This window comes from Pseudomonas sp. Colony2 (genome assembly GCF_019382755.1).
Taxonomy (GTDB): domain Bacteria; phylum Pseudomonadota; class Gammaproteobacteria; order Pseudomonadales; family Pseudomonadaceae; genus Aquipseudomonas.
On record NZ_CP080030.1, the window covers coordinates 2,305,991 to 2,325,446 of the forward strand.

Sequence of the window (19,456 nt, forward strand, 5' to 3'; positions counted from 1 at the left end):
CGCAGGACTGTCCCGCCCGCGACAGTCGTTCCTCAGTTGATGACGGTGATTGCACCTATCGCAATCGCCGCCAGCAACATCACCATCACCGTGCCCACGGTCCATTTCAGCGAGACGCGCTGGTTGTCGCCGTAGTCGATGTCCAGCAGGCCGCACAGCAGGTACGTCGAGGCCACCAACGGGCTGAGCAAGTGCACCGGCTGACCGATCAGCGAGGCAATCGCCATTTCCTTCGCATCAATTCCGTAGTGGGCAGCGGTCTGTGCCCAGATGGGCAGTACGCCGAAATAGAATGCATCGTTGGACAGCACATAGGTGAACGGCATGCTCAGCAGCGCGGTGATCACCGACAGGTAAGGCCCGGACTGTTGCGGCAGCAGCGCGATCAGGTTGTCGGAGATCGCCTTGACCATGCCGGTGCCGCCCATGATCCCGACAAAAATCCCCGCGGCAAAGATCAGCAAGGTCACCGCCATCACGTTGTCGGCATGCCGCGCGATGACTTCCTTTTGCTGCTTGATGGACGGGAAGTTGACCAGGCAGGCCAGGCCGAAGGCGATCATGAACAGGATCGGCAAGGGCATCAGGCTGATCATCATGCAGGTGATCAGGGCGATGGTCAGCACCACGTTGAACAGAAAGCGCGGATCGCCCAGGCGGATGTGCGCATAGCCCTTGAGCACTTCTTCCTCGCTGATGCTCACTTTGCCCAGGCGGCGGAACTCCATGCGCCCCAGCCACCAGGCGGCGAACAACACCCACACTGCACCGGCCAGCATGATCGGTACCATGCTCACGAACAGCTCGGTGATGTCCACATGCATCGCACTGGCCGCCCGGGAAAACGGCCCACCCCACGGCAGGATATTCATCACGCCAATCGACATCAGCAGCACGGTGGCCATGACTTGCAGGCGGATGCCGGTCAGCCGGTACAGCGGCAAAAACGCAGCGGTCGCAATGATGTAAGTGGTGGCGCCGTCGCCATCCAGGCCTACACACAGGCCAAGTACGGCGGTACCGACCACGATCTTGCGCGGGTCGCCCTTGACCAGGCGCAGGATCACTTTGATCAGCGGGTTGAACAGTCCTGCGTCGGTCATCAGGCAGAAATACAGGATCGCGAACGTCAGCATGATGCCGGTGGGGGCGAGCATCTTCAGGCCGTCGTACATCATGCCGCCCAGTTGCGGGGCGAAGCCGGCCAGGCAGCCGAAGACGATCGGTACCAGCAGCAGCGCCACCAGCGGTGACAGGCGCTTGCTCATGATCAGGTACATGAAGCAGACGATCATGGCGTAGCTCAGGAATATCAACATGGGTGTGCCTTCTTGTTGGTCTTATAGGGCGCAGGCAAGTGACTGCCGGCTTTTTTCAGGGCGAACGAAGTCCCTGCGTGCTGCGCGCAGCGTTCAGTGCCGGTGAATTCAGAGGTGGGAAAACATCGGTTGGCCGGCGTGCTCCAGGTCGGCGACCAGGATCGAGCCGGTCGACGAATCGGTGATGAACAGCTGCCGGTTGCCCTCGCCGCCGAACGCCAGGTTGGTCAGGGTGCGGCCCTCGGTGCAGCTGCGGATGCGATAGAGCGGTACGGCGTGGGGATCGAATACCCAGACGCAGGCATTGCCGGCATCGCACACGTAGAGGTTGCCGAGCGCGTCGAGGGCCATGCCGTCGGCGCCACTCACGCCGCCCGCCAGTGCGGTGAAGATCCCGACTTTGCTTGTGCCGCCGTCGCGCTGGATCGGCAGGCGCCACACCGCGTTGCCCCGGGTCATGGCGACGAACAGCGCGTTTTGCGCCAGGTCCATGACCAGGCCGTTGGGGCTCGGGCCGTTGTTGATCAGGCAGGTGAGCGTCTGATTTTCCAGGTCGTAGGCGAATACACGACCGGTGGGATCCTGTTGGCCGGTCTGCCCCTGGTCGGTGAAGTAGAGCTTGCCGCCAGCGTCGAAGAACAGGTCGTTCACACCCTTGAAGCCTTCGCTGCGGTGGTGAGTCAGAAACGGTGTGATGACGCCACTGGCAGGGTCCAGGGTCAGGATGCCGTGCTTGTAGTCGGCAATGAAAATACGCCCGTCGCGATGGATCTTCAGGCCGTTGGGCCAGCCGTCGTATTGCACCACCAGGGTCCAGTTGCCGTGCGGGTCGATGCGAAAGATCCGGCCGTAGGGAATGTCCGTGACATAGAGATTGCCCTGCACATCGAAGGACGGTCCTTCGAGGAAGCTTTTCACTCGCTGGCCGGGTTTGTTGGCGTGCACCCACTCGGAGTCTCCGTCCTTGCAGAAAACCTGCGGCAATGTGCTGAAGACGCGAGTGGGCAAATCACGAGGCGGGGCATACAGGCTCACAGGATCAACTCCTACGGAACGGGCAAGGCACCTCTGAAAAGGAGGTAAGCCTTGTCTCATTATTGTTTTGTTCTGCTGGATAGAACGATGTGCTTTCTAATAGAACAAATGTCGAGGTTATTTCTTGGGCTGTCAACCCTGTCTTTTGCCATATCAGACCAATGCAATGAATTGGCTTGCCCGCTGATCAACCAAATATAAGTAAAAAGCGCTGGGCGCTTTTCGGATGTTGACAGTGAAAATTAACGCGCTCATTATTTATTTCAGAACATCGTTCTGTCAGATAGAACAAATACGAATTGACCTTTAAAGGCCTGGTGATGACCCCTAATAAAAACATCGACATTCTGATCAGCGAGGTAGGCCCGCGTGATGGCCTGCAAAGCGTCGCCGCGACGATGCCTACCGCGCTGAAATTGCAGTGGCTAACGGCTTTGGCCGACGCCGGCCTCAAGGAAATCGAGATAGGCTCATTCGTCTCCCCCAAGCTGCTGCCGCAGATGGCCGATGCGGCGCACTTAGTGGTGCATATGCGTCAACGCCGGGACGTGTTTGTCACGGCGCTGGTGCCGAACCTCAAGGGCGCCCAGGCCGCTTTCGACGCCGGCGTGCAGAAAATCACCCTGCCGATCTCCGTCAGCGAGCCGCATTCCCTGGCCAATATCCGCAAGACTCATCAACAGGTGTTCGAGGAGGTTCGCCAGGTCATTGCCCTGCGCAACGAACACTTCCCGAAGGTGCAAGTGGAGGCTGGGTTGTCGACGGTATTCGGTTGCACGATCCAGGGCGAAGTGCCTGAGGACGATGTGATTCGCATGGCGCTGCGCATGGCCGAGCTGGGCGTGGATGAGGTAGGGCTGGCGGACACCGTCGGCTACGCCAACCCGGCTCAGGTGCGCCGGGCGTTTATCCGCTTGCACAGCGAAATCGGCGCCAAGGCTGGCAGTGCCCATTTCCATAACACCCGCGGCCAGGGGCTGGCGAATGTGCTGGCGGCGCTCGATGTGGGGGTCACCACGTTCGACGCCTCACAGGGCGGGATTGGCGGCTGCCCATATGCGCCGGGCGCGTCGGGCAACATCGTGACCGAAGACCTGGTTTACCTGCTCGAATCCATGGGCCTGCGTACCGGCGTCGATATCGACAAGCTGGTGGCGGCACGTGAATGGCTGCAAAAAGGCCTGCCAGGCGAGCCGCTCTACGGGTTCATTCCGGATGCCGGCGTGGGCAAGAACTTCCACTACGCAGGGGCTGTACGATGAACACGCAGAATCACAAGATCCAGGCGCTGCCATTGGCGGGCATCCGCGTGGTCGAGTTTGTGCACATGGTCATGGGCCCGACCTGCGGGCTGGTGCTGGCCGATCTTGGTGCCGAAGTGATCAAGGTCGAACCGACGCCGGCTGGCGACAACACCCGGCGGTTGACCGGTTCGGGCGCCGGCTACTGGATGACCTACAACCGCAACAAGAAAAGCTTCGCCGTCGACATCAAGACCGAGGAAGGGATGGCGGCGGTGCGCAAGCTGATCGAAAGCGCCGACGTGGTCACCGAAAACTTTCGTCCAGGCGCCATGGAAAAACTCGGCCTGGGCTTTGAGCAGGTCAAGGCGATCAAGCCCGACGTTATCTACAGCTCCATGAAAGGCTTTTTGCCGGGCCCTTACGAACACCGCACTGCACTGGATGAGGTGGTGCAGATGATGTCCGGGCTCGCGTACATGACCGGCCCCGAAGGCCGCCCGCTACGCGCTGGTGCCTCGGTGAATGACGTGATGGGCGGGATGTTCAGCGCCATCTCGATCCTGGCCGCACTGTGGCAACGCAAGGCGACCGGGGAGGGCCAGTTTGTGCAGACCGGCCTGTTCGAGAACTCCGCGTTCCTGGTCGGCCAGCACATGATGCAGATGGCGACCACCGGCCAGCCGGCAGCGCCGATGCCCAGCCGTCTTTCAGCGTGGGCGATCTATGACGTGTTCAACGCCCGGGATGACGAGCAGGTGTTCATGGGCGTGGTGAGTGACAGCCAATGGCTGAGCTTCTGCCAGGCGTTTGGTTTTGAACAACTGGGCAGCGACCCCGAACTGGCGCGCAACACCCAGCGTGTGCATGCCCGTTCGCGAATCCTGCCGCTGGTGCGGGAGCGGCTGGCCACGCTGCCCAAGCAGCAAATCATGGACATGTGCGAGCAGGCCGGCTTGCCGTTCTCGCCGATCCAGCGGCCTCAGGATCTGTTTGACGATGTGCACCTGAATGCCTCCGGCGGCCTGGCGCACCTGACGCTGGATAACGGCGAGGAAGTGAAGGTGCCGATGCTGCCGTTTGAAATGAATGGCCGGCGTTTCGATACGCGCCTGAACGTGCCACAACTGGGCAGCCATTCGCAGGCGTTACTTGAAGAGCTGGGTTATGCCGCCAGGGATGTCGACGCCTTGCGCGCTCGTGGCGTGGTCCGCTAGGTCCTTTTGTCGCCATTCCAATAACAATAATGTCGAGGAAACCCGTCATGGCAATTGTCACGACACCTGCATCAGGCGCCCCAGCCATCACCGCCGTGGTGCTGGATGCAGAGCAAACCCGCGTCCTGCACAAGGCCGCCTGGCGTCTGATCCCGCTGCTCGCCCTGGCTTACTTTTTCAACTACCTGGACCGCACCAGCGTTGGCTACGCCGCCTTGCAAATGACCGAACAGCTGGGTTTGACCGCCACGCAATTCGGCCTGGGTGCGGGGATTATGTTCGTTGGCTACTGCCTGTGTGAGGTGCCGAGCAACCTGGCGATGTACCGCTTTGGCGCCCGGCGGTGGATGGCGCGCATCATGATTACCTGGGGGATTGCGGCGGCTGCCACCGCCTGGGTCGTCGGCCCCTACAGCTTCTACGCCATGCGCCTGGTGCTGGGTGTGGCCGAGGCCGGGTTCTTTCCCGGCGTGATCTTTTTCCTGACCCTGTGGTTTCCTGCGCAGTACCGCACGCGGGTGCTGGCATGGTTTACCGCGGCCACGCCGATTTCGTTCCTAGTGGGCGGCCCGCTGTCGGTGTGGCTCCTGCAAATGCACGGCATCTGGGGTTTGGCAGGCTGGCAATGGATGTTTCTGATCGAGGGCGTCCCGGCGTGCATCCTCGGGCTGATCACGTTGAAAGTGCTGACCAACCAGCCTTCCGAAGCCAAATGGCTGTCGGCACAGGAACGTGCCGTGCTCACCGGCTTGCTGGCTGAAGAGCAAAGCCAGGGCCAGCACCGCCACGGCTTCAAGGCTGCCCTGAAAGACCCTCGGGTGTGGATCCTCAGCTCGATTACCTTCAGTTTTACCCTGGGCTCCTACGGCATTGGAATCTGGCTGCCGCAGATGCTCAAGGCCCACGGTGTCGAGATCAGCATGATTGGCTGGGTGGCGGCGATTCCCTACTTTTTTGCAACCATCGGCCTGTTGGTTTGGGCGAAACACGTGGACCGCACCGGCAAGGGGATTTTCAACCTGACCGTGGCCATGCTGCTGGCTGGCCTGGCGCTATTGGTCGCCTTGCAGATGGACACATTGGTGGCCGCCCTGGCCGGGATCACCCTGGCGCTGGTGGGGACGATTGCCGGCAAGACCATTTTCTACACCTTGCCGGGCAAGTTCCTGCGTGGCCAGGCCGCTGCCGGTGGTATTGCGCTGATTAACTCGATTGGTGCCTTTGGCGGTTTTGTCGGGCCCTACCTGATGGGCTTTCTCAAGGACTACACCGGCTCGTTCACGGCGGGCCTGATGGTGATGGGGTGCATCATGTTCGTCGCGGCCGCGATGGTTATGTCGCTGCGGCTTTTCCTGCGGGACGCATAATGCGGTGGCTGCACCCCGACGCAAAAGGGTATGTTACGGCGACTGAAAGTGTCTGGCGCGACCGGGACGGCAATGATGCCGCCGCTTGCGCCGGCGATGAATACCCAATGAGTGGCCATGAGTACCGAACCCAACAACAGTCTTGCTGATCAAGCCGGCAGTCCGGAAGGCGGCGTTGCTGCAGTCGATCGCGCGTTTTCCATTCTCGCGGCCTTTAATATCGACCAGGAGAGCTTGAGCCTGGCGGAGATCGCCCGGCGCACCGGCTTGTATAAAAGCACCATCCTGCGCCTGATCACCTCGCTGGAAAAAGCCGGGTTTGTGCGGCGCTTGAGTGACGGCCAATACGCCGTCGGGCCTGAACCTCTGCGCCTGTCCCAGCTATATCAAGCCTCGTTCCGCTTGCGGGATGTGATCCTGCCGCTGCTGGAATCCATCACCGAAGAGAGCGGCGAGACCTCGTCTTTTTACGTCTATGAAAACGGCAGCCGGGTGGTGTTGTTCCGTGTCGAGCCCAAGCGCGCGGTGCGGGTCTCGGTGCTGGAAGGCGCGCGGTTCCCGCTGCATGCCGGGGCTTCCGGCAAGGTCCTGCGCGCGTTCTCACGCCAGGGTGACGCCACACTGACTCAGGAGCGTGAACGCTGCTGGGCCTGCTCGTTCGGTGAACGCGACCCGGAAACCACCGCCGTCTCCGTCCCCGTATTTGCAATGGGCGGTGAGCTCAAGGGCGCGTTGACGCTGTCGGGCCCCTCCGACCGATTGCTGAAAGAACACATCCCCCACGCCGCATCGATCCTGCTGCGCAACGCAGCGATCGCCACCAGCGCGTTGGGGGGCAACAACACCGAGTTGCGAGCGGCCCTGGAAAAACTCAATCCTTGAAGGGGTGGTGTTTTTGTGGGCTGATCTGGAATTCAACACAGGACGATCAAGATGGACGTGGCAATGGAACTGTCGTTTGAGGTGACGGAGCAAGAGCGCCAGGCCATCCTCCAGCCGCTGCGGACGTACAACATCAGCCAGTGCGGTGAGAACCCGTTCGAAACCTTCGGGTTGTTGTTGCGCGATCCCGTGAGCCAGGAAGTGGTGGGCGGCCTGTACGGGAAAATTTCCTATGGCTGGATGTTCATTGAGCTGTTGAGCGTGCCTGAGTCAATGCGCACTCAAGGCATGGGCTCGCGGCTGATGCACGCGGCTGAGGAGCTGGCACGGGAGAAAGGGTGTGCGGGGATCTGGCTGGACACCTTCAGCTTCCAGGCGCCCGGGTTCTACCGGAGGCTGGGTTTCAGCGAGTTCGGGCATATTGCCGAGTACCCGCCAGGGCACACGCGCCACTTTTTCCAGAAGCACCTGGCCTGAGGGCTGGCGGGTCACCGACCGCCACGTGACCAAGCCGTCCAGCCCTTTATCGGACTTCAAGTACCTGAGCACGTTCTGCGCCTGGGCCTTCTCTTCAAACGGGCCGACAAATGCCCTCTAACGCTTCAAACACCCACAAACTTTATTGGATTGCAGCAACAATTTTTCTTGTTGGACACCTCCCTCCCCAAGCAGCAAAGATGCGGCCACTGACGCTCGACCTTCCAGGTCAACAATAAAAAATCGAGCCGGGCTGCACGCCGTTTTCTTGCAGTGAACCCTTTGTTCACTACCTGCTTTACTGGCGCCGCAGCGCGCACTTAAGGACCTCACCACCATGCAAACTGTTGTGAACCTATGGCCGCTGATTGGCGTACTCGTCATCGTGGTCGGCTTTGTGTTGCGCTTCAATCCGCTGCTGGTCGTCACGGCGGCAGCGATTGCCACCGGGTTTGCCGCCCACTTCCCGCTGGAAAAGATCCTCGCCACCATGGGCGACGGCTTCCTCCAGACCCGCGCCTTGCAATTGATCCTGTTGTTGCCACTGGCTGTCATTGGCTTGCTGGAGCGTCATGGCTTGCGCCTGCATGCGCAAAACTGGATCGCGCGCTTTGAGCGGGCCACGGTTGGGCGCTTGCTGATCATCTATCTGTTTGTGCGTGAATCCACAGCGGCCATGGGCCTGACGAGCCTGGGCGGGCACCCGCAGATGGTGCGCCCGTTGCTGGCGCCGATGGCGGAAGGCGCGGCGGAAAAACGCTATGGCAAACTCCCCGACAAGCTTCGCCACAAGGTCCTGGCCATGTGTGCCGCGACCGACAACGTGGGGCTGTTTTTTGGCGAGGATATCTTCGTCGCCTTTGGTGCGATTGCGTTGATGCACACCTTCCTGCTGGGTTCGGGGATTGATGTCGAGCCTCTGCACATTGCGGTCTGGGGCATCCCGACGGCGATCTGCGCCTTCATCATTCACGCCATGCGCTTGCACCGCTTTGACCGAATGCTGACCCGAGAGCTGTTACCGGCCAACACAGCGGAGGCGGCGCAATGATCATTTCCATTCAATACCTGTACTGGCTGGCCGGCGTTCTGCTGGTGATCACCGCCGGGATGATCCTGATGGATCGCACCCACCCCAGGCGCTGGTCGAGTTCGTTGTTCTGGCTGCTGTTTGCCATTCCCTTCCTGGTGGGGGAGCGCCTGCCCTCGGTGGTGGTCGGCGTGGGCGTGGTGGTGATGGCACTCATCGCGGGCCTGGGCGGCGTAGGTCGCGGCGCGCATGCCCAGTTGCATGACAAGGCCGCACGGGCCAGCGCTGGTCGCCTGGGGCATAAACTGTTTATCCCGGCATTGGCCATTCCGTTGACCACGGTGATCGGCTCGGTATTGCTCAAACACACCGAGATCGGCGGCGTGCCGCTGCTGGACCCGAAGAACACCACCTTTGTTTCCCTGGGTATCGGCTGCCTGATTGCACTGGCGCTGGCCTGCTGGCTGACGCGGGACACCCCGGTGCAAGCCCTTCGCGAATCCCGGCGCCTCACCGAAGCGCTGGGCTGGGCGATGGTGCTGCCGCAGATGCTGGCGATGCTCGGGCTGTTGTTCAACGAAGCGGGCGTGGGCACAGCGGTGGCGCACATCACCACCACCTATATCAACCTGGATTACAAGCTGGTAGCGGTGATGGTGTATGTGTTGGGCATGGCACTGTTTACCGTGATCATGGGCAATGGCTTTGCCGCCTTCCCGGTGATGACCGGCGGCGTTGGCGTACCGGTGCTGGTAGGCATCTACGGCGGCAACCCGGCGGTGATGGCTGCCATCGGCATGTTCTCCGGTTACTGCGGTACGCTGATGACACCCATGGCGGCCAACTTCAATATTGTCCCGGCAGCGTTGCTGGAGCTGCCGGATAAAAACGCGGTCATCAAGGCACAGATGCCGACCGCGTTGATGATGCTGGTGGTCAATATTGTCCTGCTCTACCTGCTGATGTGAGGCTGTAATGCGCACTGTATTGCTGACGGGTTTCGAACCGTTTGACCAAGACCTTGTCAACCCGTCCTGGGAGGCGGTACGCCTGTTGGAGGGTGTGCAGCTGGGCGCTGATGTGCGGATTGTCGCGCGGCAGTTACCCTGTGCCTTTGCCACGGCGGGCGAGCGCCTGGCTCAGCTGTTGGCCGAACACCGCCCGCAGATGGTCATTGCTGTCGGGCTGGGCCCCGGGCGCAGTGATATTTCCATCGAGCGGGTCGCGATCAACCTCAACGACGCGCGGATCCCGGACAACCTGGGTGAGCAACCTGTCGACACGGAAGTGCTGCCCGGCGGCCCTGCGGCCTACTTCGGCACCTTGCCGAGCAAGGCCATGGTGAGGGCCGTGCGCGAGGCCGGCATTGGGGCCAGCGTGTCGCAAACCGCCGGCACTTTCGTGTGCAACCAGGTGTTCTATCTGTTGCAGCACGCGCTCGCCGGGTCAGGGGTACGCAGCGGTTTCATCCATGTGCCGTGGCTGCCCGAGCAGGTGGTGGGCCGAATACCCGAGCCGGCCTCGATGGCGTTGCCGATGCAGGTCGAGGGCTTGCGGATTGCGCTGCTGACGGCCTGGAATACCCTGGTGGATATCACTGAAACGGGTGGGCAAGTCAGCTGAGGTTTTCGGCTTCGCGTCCCGGGAAAAACAACGCGAAGCAGGTCACACCGTTCTCGCTGCTCACGCTGTATCGGCCGTTATGCAACTGCATGATGGTCGCGACAATCGACAGCCCCAATCCATTGGAATGCGCCGAACGCTCCCGTGATTCATCCACGCGATAAAACCGCTCGAACAACCTGGGCAAGTGCTCCGCCGGGATGGTCGCGCCGTGGTTGGTCACCGTCAGGTTGATGCCTTCGGCGCAGGGTGTGGCCTGGATCAGCAGTTCAGAGGCGGGCGCACCATATTTGATGGCGTTGGCGCACAGGTTGGCCAGGGCACGGCGCAGCAGCATCGGTTCGGCCCAGATCACACCGGCGCCCTGGGCGAGGATGCTGATATCGACATCGCCCGCCAGGCCTTCGAAGTAGTCGGCCATGCGTTCCACTTCATCGGCCGCGTCCAGTTCCTGGCGCTGGCGCAGCGCACTGGCCGGGTCGGTGCGGGCCAGGAACAGCATGTTGTCGAGCATGCGCGCCAGGCGTTCGAGTTCTTCGACGTTGGAGGCCAGCAGTTGCTGGTAGGCTTCGATGCTACGGTGTTGCTGCAGCGCCACCTGGGTTTCCCCGAGCAAGTTATTGATCGGCGTGCGCAGTTCGTGGGCCATGTCGGTGGAGACCTGGCCCAGTTGCACAAAACCCTTGGCCAGGCGTTCGAGCATGGTGTTGAACGAATCAATCATCGGCAGCAGTTCTTTGGGGGCGCCGTGGCTGTCGAGGCGCGCGGCGAGGTTGCCGACGCCGATGCCCTGGGCATGCACGGCCAGGCGCCGCAATGGCAGCAGGCCGCGATGCACCATCAGGTAACCGACCACCGCCAGTACCAATGCCGCGATGCTGGCGAGGATATAGACACTCAGCCGGTAGCTGGCGAGCACTGCGGTGCGCTCGGTCATCAACCGCCCGGTAGTGACTTGCAGGCTGCCCAGGTCGCCTGAATCGATGGTCGCGGCGAGGGTGGAGAAGGGGACGCCATTGACGCCGGGTAAATGCTGCACGTCGGCGAATTCCAGGGCGTGGTCCCGGGGCACCGGTGCAACGTCGGGCATGTCGATGTTGCCGGGGTTCACTTCCAGCAGCGGTTTCTGCCCGGGTGCGGCGATGCTCAGCACCGATTCGCGGTTGCCCAGCATGTTCTGGAACAGTTCGGGCTTGGTCTTGATCAGGTCCAGGGTGTTGCTGTCGTTCAGCAGGTTGCGCAGTTGGTCGACGCGGTAGATCAGCGCAGCGTCGTCGCGGTGGATCAGTTCGCGCTCAAGGTCGCGGTACAGCGCCACGCCGAGGGTTGCCAGCAGGGCGAACGCCAGCAGGGCGAAGATCAGCGCCAGGCGCAGCGTCAGGGAGTAATGCCGGGGCTTGCTCATGGTTGCGTATCGAAGCGATAGCCGATGCCGCGCACGCTATGGATCAGCTTGAGCTGGAACGGGTCGTCGATTTTCAGGCGCAGGCGGCGCACGGCCACGTCGACCACATTGGTGTCGCTGTCGAAATTCATGTCCCACACCCTTGAGGCGATCAGCGAGCGCGAGAGTACCTGGTCCTGATGGGTGGCGAACAAGTGCAACAAGGCGAACTCCTTGTTGGTCAGGGTGATGCGCACGCCGCCACGGCTGACGCGGCGCTTGAGCACGTCGATCTGCAGGTCGGCGATCTGCAAGTGTTCTTCTTCACGGCTTGGCCCGCGCCGGGTCAGGGTGCGCAGGCGCGCCACCAGTTCGGCGAAGGAAAACGGCTTGATCAGGTAATCGTCGGCGCCCAGTTCCAGGCCCTTGATGCGGTCGGCAATATCGTCCCGGGCGGTCAGGAACAGCACCGGCGTGTCGGCTTCCTTGCGCAGGCGACGCAGCACTTCCCAGCCGTCCATCTTCGGCATCATCACGTCCAGCACGATCACGTCGAACGGGGTTTCCAGGGCCTGGTGCAACCCGTCCACGCCATCGCGGGCAAGGCTCACGGAGTAACCCAGTTCCTGCAGGCCGTTAAGCAGGTAGTTGCCCGCCTTGGGCTCGTCTTCGACTACGAGGATATTCATGGGATTCGCCCTGGTGATGTGCAGTTCTTGCGTGGCGCAAGTGTAGCCCGATCAATTGTCATTGGGGCAGCCGATGCCCTGTACTTGATAGTCCAGCACGTGTTCGCGGCCCTGGCTGTCGAGGTAGTCGAGGCGCGCAGGGACAATGCCGCACTGGCCGTAGGTATCGGTGCTCGACAGTACTTTGGCCACGTCCATGTGCATGAAGAAGCCGGGGGTGTCATGGATCACCGAGGTGGTGGCGGTGGTATCGGCAAAGGCCGAGCCGGTGGCGAGGAGGGCAGCAAAGCCGAGGATAAACAGTTTCATGGCGGTATCTCTCTTTAAGGGTTGGCTGCCGGTATCCGGCAGTGAGTTCACAGTAACCAGGCGACACAAACAGCCAGCCAACAGGATGATGACAAGATCGTAATGAAGGGCTTAAGGCTGGCGGCCGGACGCTTCGAGGATCAGGTCGGTGATTTCCTTGGCGTGGGAAACCAGGGACAAGTGGCTCGATGGCACCTCGATGGTGGTGGCGTTCATGCGCTTGGCGAGAAAGCGTTCCAGGTCCGGGTTGATGGTCTGGTCATTGCTGGACACCGCATACCAGGACGGCTTGGTGTGCCACGCGGCGTTGACGGTGCGACCGCTGAACAGGGTCTTGGCGATCGGTTGTTGCACGGCGTACAGCTCCATGGCCTTGGCGTGGGGTACGTCGGCGGCAAAGTACTTGAGGAAGGCGTCCTGGTTCAGGGTCAGGTAACCGTCGTGCTCCACCACACCGGCCCGCACGGGTGTGCTTGGGTACTTGGCGGACAGGGCGACGAAGTCTTCGTTGGCGTCCGGAGCGCGGGCGGCGACGTATACCAGGGAGCTGACCTTGGGGTTGGCCCCGGCGTCGCTGACCACGGTGCCGGCGTAGGAATGGCCGACCAGCACGGTAGGGCCGTCCTGTTGATCGAGTACGCGATTGGTGGCAGCGACGTCATCCGCCACCGAGGTCAGCGGGTTTTGCACGGCGGTTACATGCAAGCCTGCGGCCTGCAGGCGGGTAATCACTTCGGACCAACTGGAACCGTCGGCCCAGGAGCCGTGTACCAGCACTACGTTATTGGCTTTCACCGGTGCAATCGGGCCGGCCACGGCGGCGCCGGTCCCCAGCATCAACAGGCTGGCGGCGATCAGGCAGAGTTTGCTTGCAGGTTTCATGGGCGGGCTCGCTTCATTTTCAGTGGGAAGTTGGGTCACCCGCTGTGGGTGACTGACGACTTCACTGTATGAAGTGAGGGTGCGGGCAACACTGACAGCTTGATGACAAGTTTGTAATGCAATGGGCAGCCGGAAGGCTGCCCTGGTTGGACGGTGACCCATCAGACAGTACGGGCTGCTTGCAGGCGTTCAGCGCCGCCTTCCGCCAGGCCGCGTTCGTGCAGGCGATCTGCGCCGCCCTCGGCGAGCAGGTGGGATGACTGGTCTTTGACCGCGCCAGCGTGGGTGTCGGCCGACGCCATGGATGACAGCCCGAGGCCCGCGATGACAGTCAGGCCGAGTACCAGGGACGAAGCTTTCGAGAGATTGAACATGATGAGGCTCCTATGCGTGAGTCAGCCGGATTGGCTGGTGGTCGTAGTTAATCGCCGGGGTGTATCTGCCATGTGTGCCCAGGCATGGCGAAATGCGGGTTCGCGTATCCAGGCGGGGTTCCCATACAGTCCGATACAAACCACGGGAAGGTTTACAGCGTTTGGGCCGATCCGTAGATTGCACCAGGCAAGTGGTTCGTCAGCGCCCAAGACCGGGTGACGAAAGCAAGAGGAAGCCGAGCAGTGTCCACCCGCGATTCAGCTGTATTCGCCCACCGTTACCGCGCCTTTCTGTTCGATATGGATGGCACACTCCTGAACTCCATTGCCGCCGCCGAGCGCGTATGGGCCACCTGGGCTGAACGCCATGGGCTGGATGTCGAGGCTTTTCTGAAGACCATCCATGGTGCCCGGGCCATCGATACCATCACCCGCCAGGCGTTGCCCGGTGTGGACGCGCAGGCTGAGGCGCAGTGGATTACCGAGGCTGAACTTGAGGATGTGGAAGGGGTGGTGGCGATTGCGGGCGCGGTGGAATTCCTCAACGCATTGCCCGGCGATCAATGGGCGCTGGTTACGTCTGCCCCCAAGGCACTGGCTCTGCGCCGTATGCAGGCGGCCGGGATCAACCCGCCGGCGGTGCTGGTCACCGCGGAGGATGTCGCCAGCGGCAAGCCGGATCCGGCCTGTTATGTGCTCGGTGCGCAACGGCTGGGAGTACCGGTACAGGACTGCCTGGTGTTTGAGGATGCCAGCGTCGGGATTCGCGCCGGCGAGGCGGCGGGGGCCGATGTGATGGTGGTGACGTCGACCCACCTTGTGCCCATGGTCACCGCGCATCCGTCGATTGACGGGTATGAGCGTCTACAGGTTCAGCGGGACGAAGCCGGGCTGTTGCATCTACAGCGCCTGGCGTAAAAAAAGGCCGACCCGGTTACCCGGATCGGCCTTCTTCGTAAAGGGGCGGTTCAACGTTGGAGCTGTTTCCAGTCAGCGTCTGCAGGCGGTTGCCCTTGAGCCCCTGGCGGGACAAGACCATTTCCTTGAGGATTTCGCTGGCAAGCCTGGCAATCGCCTCCGGCCCTCGATGGTGTGCGCGGACGATGCCGGTCACCGCAAAGTGATCAGCTTCCGGGCCGCTGAGAATCGCGGAAAGCGTGCCATCGGCATGCAGGGTGCAGACGATTTTGTAGCTCGGCAGGCGCGCTGCCAGTGCTGATTCGATTTCGCTTTTACTCAGTGTGTCCATCAGCGCTACAACCTTTCACCGACCGTGCATGCCCAAGCATAGGTTGTGTCGCGCAGCTGTAAATACCGGCGATCTGATAGCAACTGCGGCGGCGGTTTCAACCCGCTTGCGGGATACACCGCGCTGGGGCAACGAACTTCAAGATGAAACCCAAAGCCGTCAGGATGAGGCTTTGCGGCGATCACTGTGAGGCGCGCGCCGGCACAGTCTGCGATGGACGGCGACCTGAATGGGCTTGAGGCAGAAGAAAAACAAGTACGCGCTCAGGAACAGCGTCAGGTCCAGCCATGAGTAGGCTTTGTCGGAGGAGCCTTCGATTTCGAACTTGAGGCCATACTCCAGCGCCACAAACGCCACGCTGATCAGCGTGACAATCAACCAAGACTTGGATAAGTAAGGCTGTTTAACGGTACGCCTCATCAACGTGCTCCTTGGCGCGCTGCAGACTGTAGGGGATTTGTCACGAGATTCGGCCCTGGAAAACTCCACAAGTTCCCTTTGTTTGCAGGCTGTTTCATGCGTTGAACGCAGCCAGCGACTATTACTGAGAAGTGTTCCTGCCATGTGTCATACAAAAGGGAGTACGCCTTATGTTGGTTCAGTGGTTTCTTGCAGCAGTCCATTTACTGGCATTCGCCATGGCTTTGTCGGCCGTGCTTGCGCGTGGCAAGGCATTGCGCGGTGTATCTGATAGTGACCCATCCACCCTGCGCCGCGTATTGATCGCGGACAACATCTGGGGAATCAGTGCCCTGGTGTTATTGGTAACCGGTGGCCTGCGGGCCTTCGGCGGCTACGAAAAGGGCAGTGATTATTACCTGGACCAGCCGTTGTTTCACGTGAAGATGACGCTGCTTGTATTAATTTTGTTACTGGAGCTCGCGCCGATGATTCGCTTTATCAAATGGCGCATCGCGTTGGCGCGTGGCACGCGCCTCGATTTGCACCAGGCAGGTCTTTTTGCGCGCATCAGCCATGTGCAGGCGTTACTGCTGGTGCTGATGATGATTGCAGCGAGTGGCATGGCACGCGGTGTCGGCCTGGGATGACGCTGGCCTGACGCTGGAACAAGGGAATAGGGCGCGCTGGCCGCGGGAAGCCGCGAGCAGGCTGAAAGAGGTTTTCGCCAGCCGTTACAGTGAACGAAAGGGCTGGCTACTGGAGGCGCTTCAAGGTGTCTGGTTTTTATCCGGAGCCGTCAGGCCCGCCTGGATACGTTGGTAGATCTCCTCGCGATGCACGGCAACGTCCTTTGGAGCATTGATGCCGATTCTTACTTGCTGGCCGCTAACGCCCAGGATGGTGATCGTGATGTCATCACCGATGTTTATGCTTTCACCGACTTTGCGGGTGAGTATCAGCATGGACTTCTCCTTGATTGCTTTGAAGGACACATGTTTCAGACAGGGCAGATGTCGGATGTGTGTAGCTTACTGCGAAGCGCTTCCCTGTGGCTGCCTCTTTTAGGACGCATAGAGGCGGCATTAATTCCCATGCCGCCATCATACAGGTCTGCGATACATCATTCGCATTGTTTAAGCCAACGTTTATGACGGCCAGAATAGACAGTGAATGATAAAGTCGCCTCTTTGATCCTCTAAGGAGCAGGGTAGTGCGTAAAGTAGCGATGGCAATTGCGGTGTTGGCATTGGCCGGTTGCGGTGAAGGTAAAAGTGTCGACGCCCCCAAGGCCAGGCCTGCCGTTGCCGAGGCGCCCGCCCAGGCGCAACCTGCGGTCGGCGCGATCGCCTCTCAAGAATGGGATGTATGGGTGGGGCCGCCGGATCACAAGCTGCAGGCGATGACTGACCTGACCGCGTGGTTGCTGGAACACGGTTTCAGTTTCTATCTGGCGAAGGAAGACGGTAAGGACCAGGTGCTGCTGGGCCCATTCAGCACCAGGGCCGAGGCCGAGGCGAAACAAGCGCAGTTGACCGAGAAACTGGCCACTGCGAAGAAGAATGACACGGTGTCCGAGGTCATCGAACACAAGGTTGCGCAGTAAAGAGTCGACAAGCGGGAGGCCATGGCGCTCCCGCTTTTTTCGTTCAGCCGCAGGCTTTCAAGTTCACCGGGCCGACAAATTCATTGCCGCGCCCCATCACGCACGCCACGGTTTGATTGCGCTGGCGTTCCCAGGGCTGTACCGGGTAGGTCTTGTTCCAGGCTTCATACAGCTGGCGATCCTGTTTCGACAGGCGCAGGCCATACTGCTTGCTCATATAGAAATAGGTTCGGGCGATCATGCCGCGAATGGAAGGGCGGGGCATGACCTTCTTGGCCTTGAAGTCCACCTGTGTCAGGCATGATCCATATTGGCCGCTTTGTACCGGCAGCCAGCCAAAACTGAAATTGTTTCGGTCGCCATTCACCTCGCCGATGCTCGGCACCAGGTTGTGCAGGTCGGCTTCGGCCCGCTTGTAGACCGCGTCCTTGCGGGTGCAGTTCTTGCGCCCGCCATCCTGCCAGCACTGGCGCTGATGGCCGATCTGCCAGGCCGGAACAATGTGTTCCCATTCAATACGTGCCGCCCGGTTGGCGTTTTTGCGCGGGATATAGCCGCAGGCTTTCAGGTCTACCCGGTTGCCGTTGTATTTGCAGCCGCAATAGAACTCCGTGGATTGCGGTTCATACAGTTTCCAGGCGATTTTCTTGGCTTCGCTGAACGTCCTGGGGGCTTGGGCGTGAGCGGTGACAGCAAAAAACACGAACAACACACTGATAAAACGGACACTCATTGACTCAATCTTCCTTCGGCACAACCCAGAAAATCTGCACGCCGCCGTCATCGCGATAAGCGAGGGTGACGTTATCGTTTTCTGCTATCTCTTCCAGTAGTCGTGCCCACTCGTCTTCCGGTTCCTCCGGCAAACGGAAGATCAACGCCGCCTTGTTCTTCTGGGCGTTGGTGGAATTGATGATTTTTTGCACGCGAACGGCCAGGCGTTGATAGGCATCAGGAGGTGTTGGTGCTGCGGAAGAGGGCTTTGCCACGGAGTATTCCTTATTTGGCTGTACGTGCATACAGTATTTAACTGTGGGCAATTTCGCAACTGCTTAAAATTCAAGAATTTCTTCTGACAGTGGTTTTGCCGATTTGGTGTAGGAACGCTTTGTTTTTCAAAGGTTTTTTTGCGCGGGGGATAAAGCGGGGGAAATCAGACCCGCTCGCGGTACGCCACGAGCGGGATGGCCCAACCGTTGCCGGTCGGGCCCGGGAGCGATCAATATTCCCAGAACATCCGTTGCAGTTCCTTGCTGTCCTGGGTCTTGGTCAGGGCGACCATGGCCAGGATGCGGGCTTTCTGCGGGTTCAGGTCATGGGCAACTACCCAGTCGTATTTGTCGTCTGGTTGTTCGGCGTTACGCAGAACGAAACCACCGGCATTCACGTGGGAAGAGCGAATGATCTGTACGCCTTGCTTGCGCAGTTCCTGCAGGGCAGGCACCACCTTGGACGACACCGAACCATTGCCGGTACCGGCGTGGATGATGGCTTTCGCGCCGGCCTGGGCCAGGGCCTTGTAGGCGGTGTCGCTTACGTTGCCATAGGAATAGGCGATTTCGACGTCCGGCAGGCTTTTGATGGTCTTGATGTCGAATTCCGAGTTCATGGTGTGACGCTTGGCTGGCAGGCGGAACCAGTAGGATTTGCCTTCAACCACCATGCCCAGCGGGCCCCATGGGCTCTTGAACGCTTCAGTCTTGATGTTGATCATCTTGCTGACGTCGCGACCCGACTGGATCTCGTCGTTCATGGTCACCAGTACGCCTTTGCCGCGGGCGTCCTTGCTGCCGGCGACGGCAACGGCGTTGTACAGGTTGAGCATGCCGTCAGCCGACATGGCGGTGCCTGGGCGCATCGAGCCGACCACGACGATTGGCTTGTCGGTCTTTTCCACCAGGTTGAGGAAGTAGGCAGTCTCCTCCAGGGTGTCGGTACCGTGGGTGATCACGATGCCGTCGACGTCCTTGCTGTCGGCCAGTTCGGCGACACGACGACCCAGTTGCAGGAGGTTTTCGTTGGTGATGCTTTCGGAGGCAATTTGCAATACTTGTTCGCCGCGGACATTGGCGATCTGGCTAAGCTCAGGAACACCGGCGATCAATTGTTCGATGCCGACCTTGGCGGCCTGGTAGGTCGCACTGTTGGCCGCGCTGGCGCCGGCGCCGGCGATGGTGCCGCCGGTGGCAAGGATCACCACGTTGGACAGTTTTTGCTGGGTTTCAGCTTCTTTTGCCTGAGCGGCAACGGGGAACAACAGCAGGAGGGCTAACGCGCCCGGTACGAAAGTTTTCAACGCAGATTTCATTATTCTTCTCTCTAGTTTTGATGAGTGCTGATGCAGGTTCATCTACAAACACCCGGGCGGTTCTG

Annotated in this window: 24 protein-coding genes; 11 read left to right on the forward strand and 13 right to left on the reverse strand. The window is 60.5% G+C overall.

The window, feature by feature from the left end; genetic code table 11:
• Nucleotides 1–32: 32 nt before the first annotated feature.
• Both JV201_RS09930 and JV201_RS09935 read right to left on the reverse strand, forming a co-directional pair.
• Complete coding sequence (locus JV201_RS09930) at nucleotides 33–1,319, reverse strand: CitMHS family transporter (RefSeq protein WP_003219998.1); 1,287 nt, start codon at nucleotides 1,317–1,319, stop codon at nucleotides 33–35.
• Nucleotides 1,320–1,427: 108 nt separating this feature from the next.
• Nucleotides 1,428–2,354 (reverse strand): SMP-30/gluconolactonase/LRE family protein, encoded by a 927-nt coding sequence (locus JV201_RS09935; protein ID WP_219406825.1) that lies wholly within the window; start codon nucleotides 2,352–2,354, stop codon nucleotides 1,428–1,430.
• A 320-nt stretch (nucleotides 2,355–2,674) separates the two neighbouring features.
• Here JV201_RS09935 and JV201_RS09940 point away from each other — a divergent pair, with 320 nt between their 5' ends.
• The 8 genes from JV201_RS09940 to pcp all read left to right on the forward strand — a co-directional run bounded on the left by JV201_RS09940 (nucleotide 2,675) and on the right by pcp (nucleotide 10,191).
• Nucleotides 2,675–3,616, forward strand: coding sequence for a hydroxymethylglutaryl-CoA lyase (locus JV201_RS09940; RefSeq protein ID WP_023659009.1), 942 nt, complete (start codon nucleotides 2,675–2,677; stop codon nucleotides 3,614–3,616).
• On the forward strand, nucleotides 3,613–4,812 hold the full coding sequence (locus JV201_RS09945; RefSeq protein ID WP_134326085.1) for a CaiB/BaiF CoA-transferase family protein: 1,200 nt from the start codon (nucleotides 3,613–3,615) through the stop codon (nucleotides 4,810–4,812). Before JV201_RS09940 ends, JV201_RS09945 begins: the two co-directional genes overlap by 4 nt.
• A 47-nt stretch (nucleotides 4,813–4,859) precedes the next feature.
• Nucleotides 4,860–6,179, forward strand: a complete 1,320-nt coding sequence (locus tag JV201_RS09950; RefSeq protein ID WP_256344772.1) for an MFS transporter — start codon at nucleotides 4,860–4,862, stop codon at nucleotides 6,177–6,179.
• 117 nt (nucleotides 6,180–6,296) lie between these two features.
• On the forward strand, nucleotides 6,297–7,061 hold the full coding sequence (locus tag JV201_RS09955) for an IclR family transcriptional regulator (protein WP_102605119.1): 765 nt from the start codon (nucleotides 6,297–6,299) through the stop codon (nucleotides 7,059–7,061).
• A 51-nt stretch (nucleotides 7,062–7,112) separates the two neighbouring features.
• Nucleotides 7,113–7,538: a GNAT family N-acetyltransferase gene (locus JV201_RS09960; RefSeq protein ID WP_219406826.1), complete on the forward strand. Its 426-nt coding sequence runs from the start codon at nucleotides 7,113–7,115 to the stop codon at nucleotides 7,536–7,538.
• A gap of 337 nt (nucleotides 7,539–7,875) precedes the next feature.
• Nucleotides 7,876–8,589: a DUF969 domain-containing protein gene (locus JV201_RS09965; RefSeq protein WP_177048065.1), complete on the forward strand. Its 714-nt coding sequence runs from the start codon at nucleotides 7,876–7,878 to the stop codon at nucleotides 8,587–8,589.
• Complete coding sequence (locus tag JV201_RS09970) at nucleotides 8,586–9,536, forward strand: DUF979 domain-containing protein (RefSeq protein ID WP_102605117.1); 951 nt, start codon at nucleotides 8,586–8,588, stop codon at nucleotides 9,534–9,536. The genes JV201_RS09965 and JV201_RS09970 overlap by 4 nt, the downstream gene beginning before the upstream one ends.
• A gap of 7 nt (nucleotides 9,537–9,543) precedes the next feature.
• Complete coding sequence (gene pcp, locus JV201_RS09975) at nucleotides 9,544–10,191, forward strand: pyroglutamyl-peptidase I (protein WP_008438704.1); 648 nt, start codon at nucleotides 9,544–9,546, stop codon at nucleotides 10,189–10,191.
• On the opposite strand, the gene JV201_RS09980 is transcribed toward pcp, so the two are convergent.
• The 5 genes from JV201_RS09980 to JV201_RS10000 all read right to left on the reverse strand — a co-directional run bounded on the left by JV201_RS09980 (nucleotide 10,184) and on the right by JV201_RS10000 (nucleotide 13,829).
• A complete protein-coding gene (locus JV201_RS09980) occupies nucleotides 10,184–11,596 on the reverse strand; it encodes a heavy metal sensor histidine kinase (protein WP_003219987.1) in 1,413 nt (470 codons plus the stop codon). The two genes, pcp and JV201_RS09980, sit on opposite strands and share 8 nt — an antisense overlap.
• Complete coding sequence (locus JV201_RS09985) at nucleotides 11,593–12,264, reverse strand: heavy metal response regulator transcription factor (RefSeq protein WP_003219986.1); 672 nt, start codon at nucleotides 12,262–12,264, stop codon at nucleotides 11,593–11,595. Before JV201_RS09985 ends, JV201_RS09980 begins: the two co-directional genes overlap by 4 nt.
• 51 nt (nucleotides 12,265–12,315) lie before the next feature.
• Nucleotides 12,316–12,573, reverse strand: a complete 258-nt coding sequence (locus JV201_RS09990; protein ID WP_003219985.1) for a DUF2790 domain-containing protein — start codon at nucleotides 12,571–12,573, stop codon at nucleotides 12,316–12,318.
• A gap of 111 nt (nucleotides 12,574–12,684) precedes the next feature.
• Nucleotides 12,685–13,455, reverse strand: a complete 771-nt coding sequence (locus JV201_RS09995; RefSeq protein WP_008438701.1) for an alpha/beta fold hydrolase — start codon at nucleotides 13,453–13,455, stop codon at nucleotides 12,685–12,687.
• 161 nt (nucleotides 13,456–13,616) lie between these two features.
• Nucleotides 13,617–13,829 (reverse strand): phage infection protein, encoded by a 213-nt coding sequence (locus JV201_RS10000; RefSeq protein ID WP_102368534.1) that lies wholly within the window; start codon nucleotides 13,827–13,829, stop codon nucleotides 13,617–13,619.
• Nucleotides 13,830–14,072: 243 nt separating this feature from the next.
• Here JV201_RS10000 and JV201_RS10005 point away from each other — a divergent pair, with 243 nt between their 5' ends.
• On the forward strand, nucleotides 14,073–14,747 hold the full coding sequence (locus tag JV201_RS10005) for an HAD-IA family hydrolase (protein ID WP_003219982.1): 675 nt from the start codon (nucleotides 14,073–14,075) through the stop codon (nucleotides 14,745–14,747).
• A gap of 16 nt (nucleotides 14,748–14,763) precedes the next feature.
• Here JV201_RS10005 and JV201_RS10010 read toward each other — a convergent pair whose 3' ends face one another.
• Both JV201_RS10010 and JV201_RS10015 read right to left on the reverse strand, forming a co-directional pair.
• Entirely contained in the window at nucleotides 14,764–15,078 is a 315-nt protein-coding gene (locus JV201_RS10010) for a hypothetical protein (protein WP_003219980.1), read from the reverse strand.
• A 159-nt stretch (nucleotides 15,079–15,237) separates the two neighbouring features.
• Nucleotides 15,238–15,498 (reverse strand): hypothetical protein, encoded by a 261-nt coding sequence (locus JV201_RS10015; protein ID WP_003219977.1) that lies wholly within the window; start codon nucleotides 15,496–15,498, stop codon nucleotides 15,238–15,240.
• Between the two features lie 170 nt (nucleotides 15,499–15,668).
• Here JV201_RS10015 and JV201_RS10020 point away from each other — a divergent pair, with 170 nt between their 5' ends.
• Nucleotides 15,669–16,127: a DUF2214 family protein gene (locus JV201_RS10020; protein ID WP_219406827.1), complete on the forward strand. Its 459-nt coding sequence runs from the start codon at nucleotides 15,669–15,671 to the stop codon at nucleotides 16,125–16,127.
• Between the two features lie 120 nt (nucleotides 16,128–16,247).
• Here the strand turns inward: JV201_RS10020 and csrA are convergent, their stop codons facing one another.
• Complete coding sequence (gene csrA / locus JV201_RS10025; RefSeq protein WP_003192511.1) at nucleotides 16,248–16,442, reverse strand: carbon storage regulator CsrA; 195 nt, start codon at nucleotides 16,440–16,442, stop codon at nucleotides 16,248–16,250.
• Nucleotides 16,443–16,705: 263 nt separating this feature from the next.
• On the opposite strand from csrA, the gene JV201_RS10030 reads away from it, so the two are divergent.
• A complete protein-coding gene (locus JV201_RS10030; protein ID WP_003219972.1) occupies nucleotides 16,706–17,083 on the forward strand; it encodes a hypothetical protein in 378 nt (125 codons plus the stop codon).
• 43 nt (nucleotides 17,084–17,126) lie between these two features.
• Here the strand turns inward: JV201_RS10030 and JV201_RS10035 are convergent, their stop codons facing one another.
• From JV201_RS10035 to JV201_RS10045, 3 genes are all read right to left on the reverse strand, one after another.
• On the reverse strand, nucleotides 17,127–17,816 hold the full coding sequence (locus JV201_RS10035) for an endonuclease (RefSeq protein ID WP_003219970.1): 690 nt from the start codon (nucleotides 17,814–17,816) through the stop codon (nucleotides 17,127–17,129).
• 4 nt (nucleotides 17,817–17,820) lie between these two features.
• The gene (locus tag JV201_RS10040; protein WP_023659007.1) at nucleotides 17,821–18,072 is read right to left on the reverse strand and encodes a DUF1654 domain-containing protein; all 252 of its coding nucleotides are present in this window, start codon (nucleotides 18,070–18,072) and stop codon (nucleotides 17,821–17,823) included.
• 230 nt (nucleotides 18,073–18,302) lie between these two features.
• The gene (locus JV201_RS10045; protein WP_003219965.1) at nucleotides 18,303–19,391 is read right to left on the reverse strand and encodes an asparaginase; all 1,089 of its coding nucleotides are present in this window, start codon (nucleotides 19,389–19,391) and stop codon (nucleotides 18,303–18,305) included.
• Between the last annotated feature and the right edge of the window lie 65 nt (nucleotides 19,392–19,456).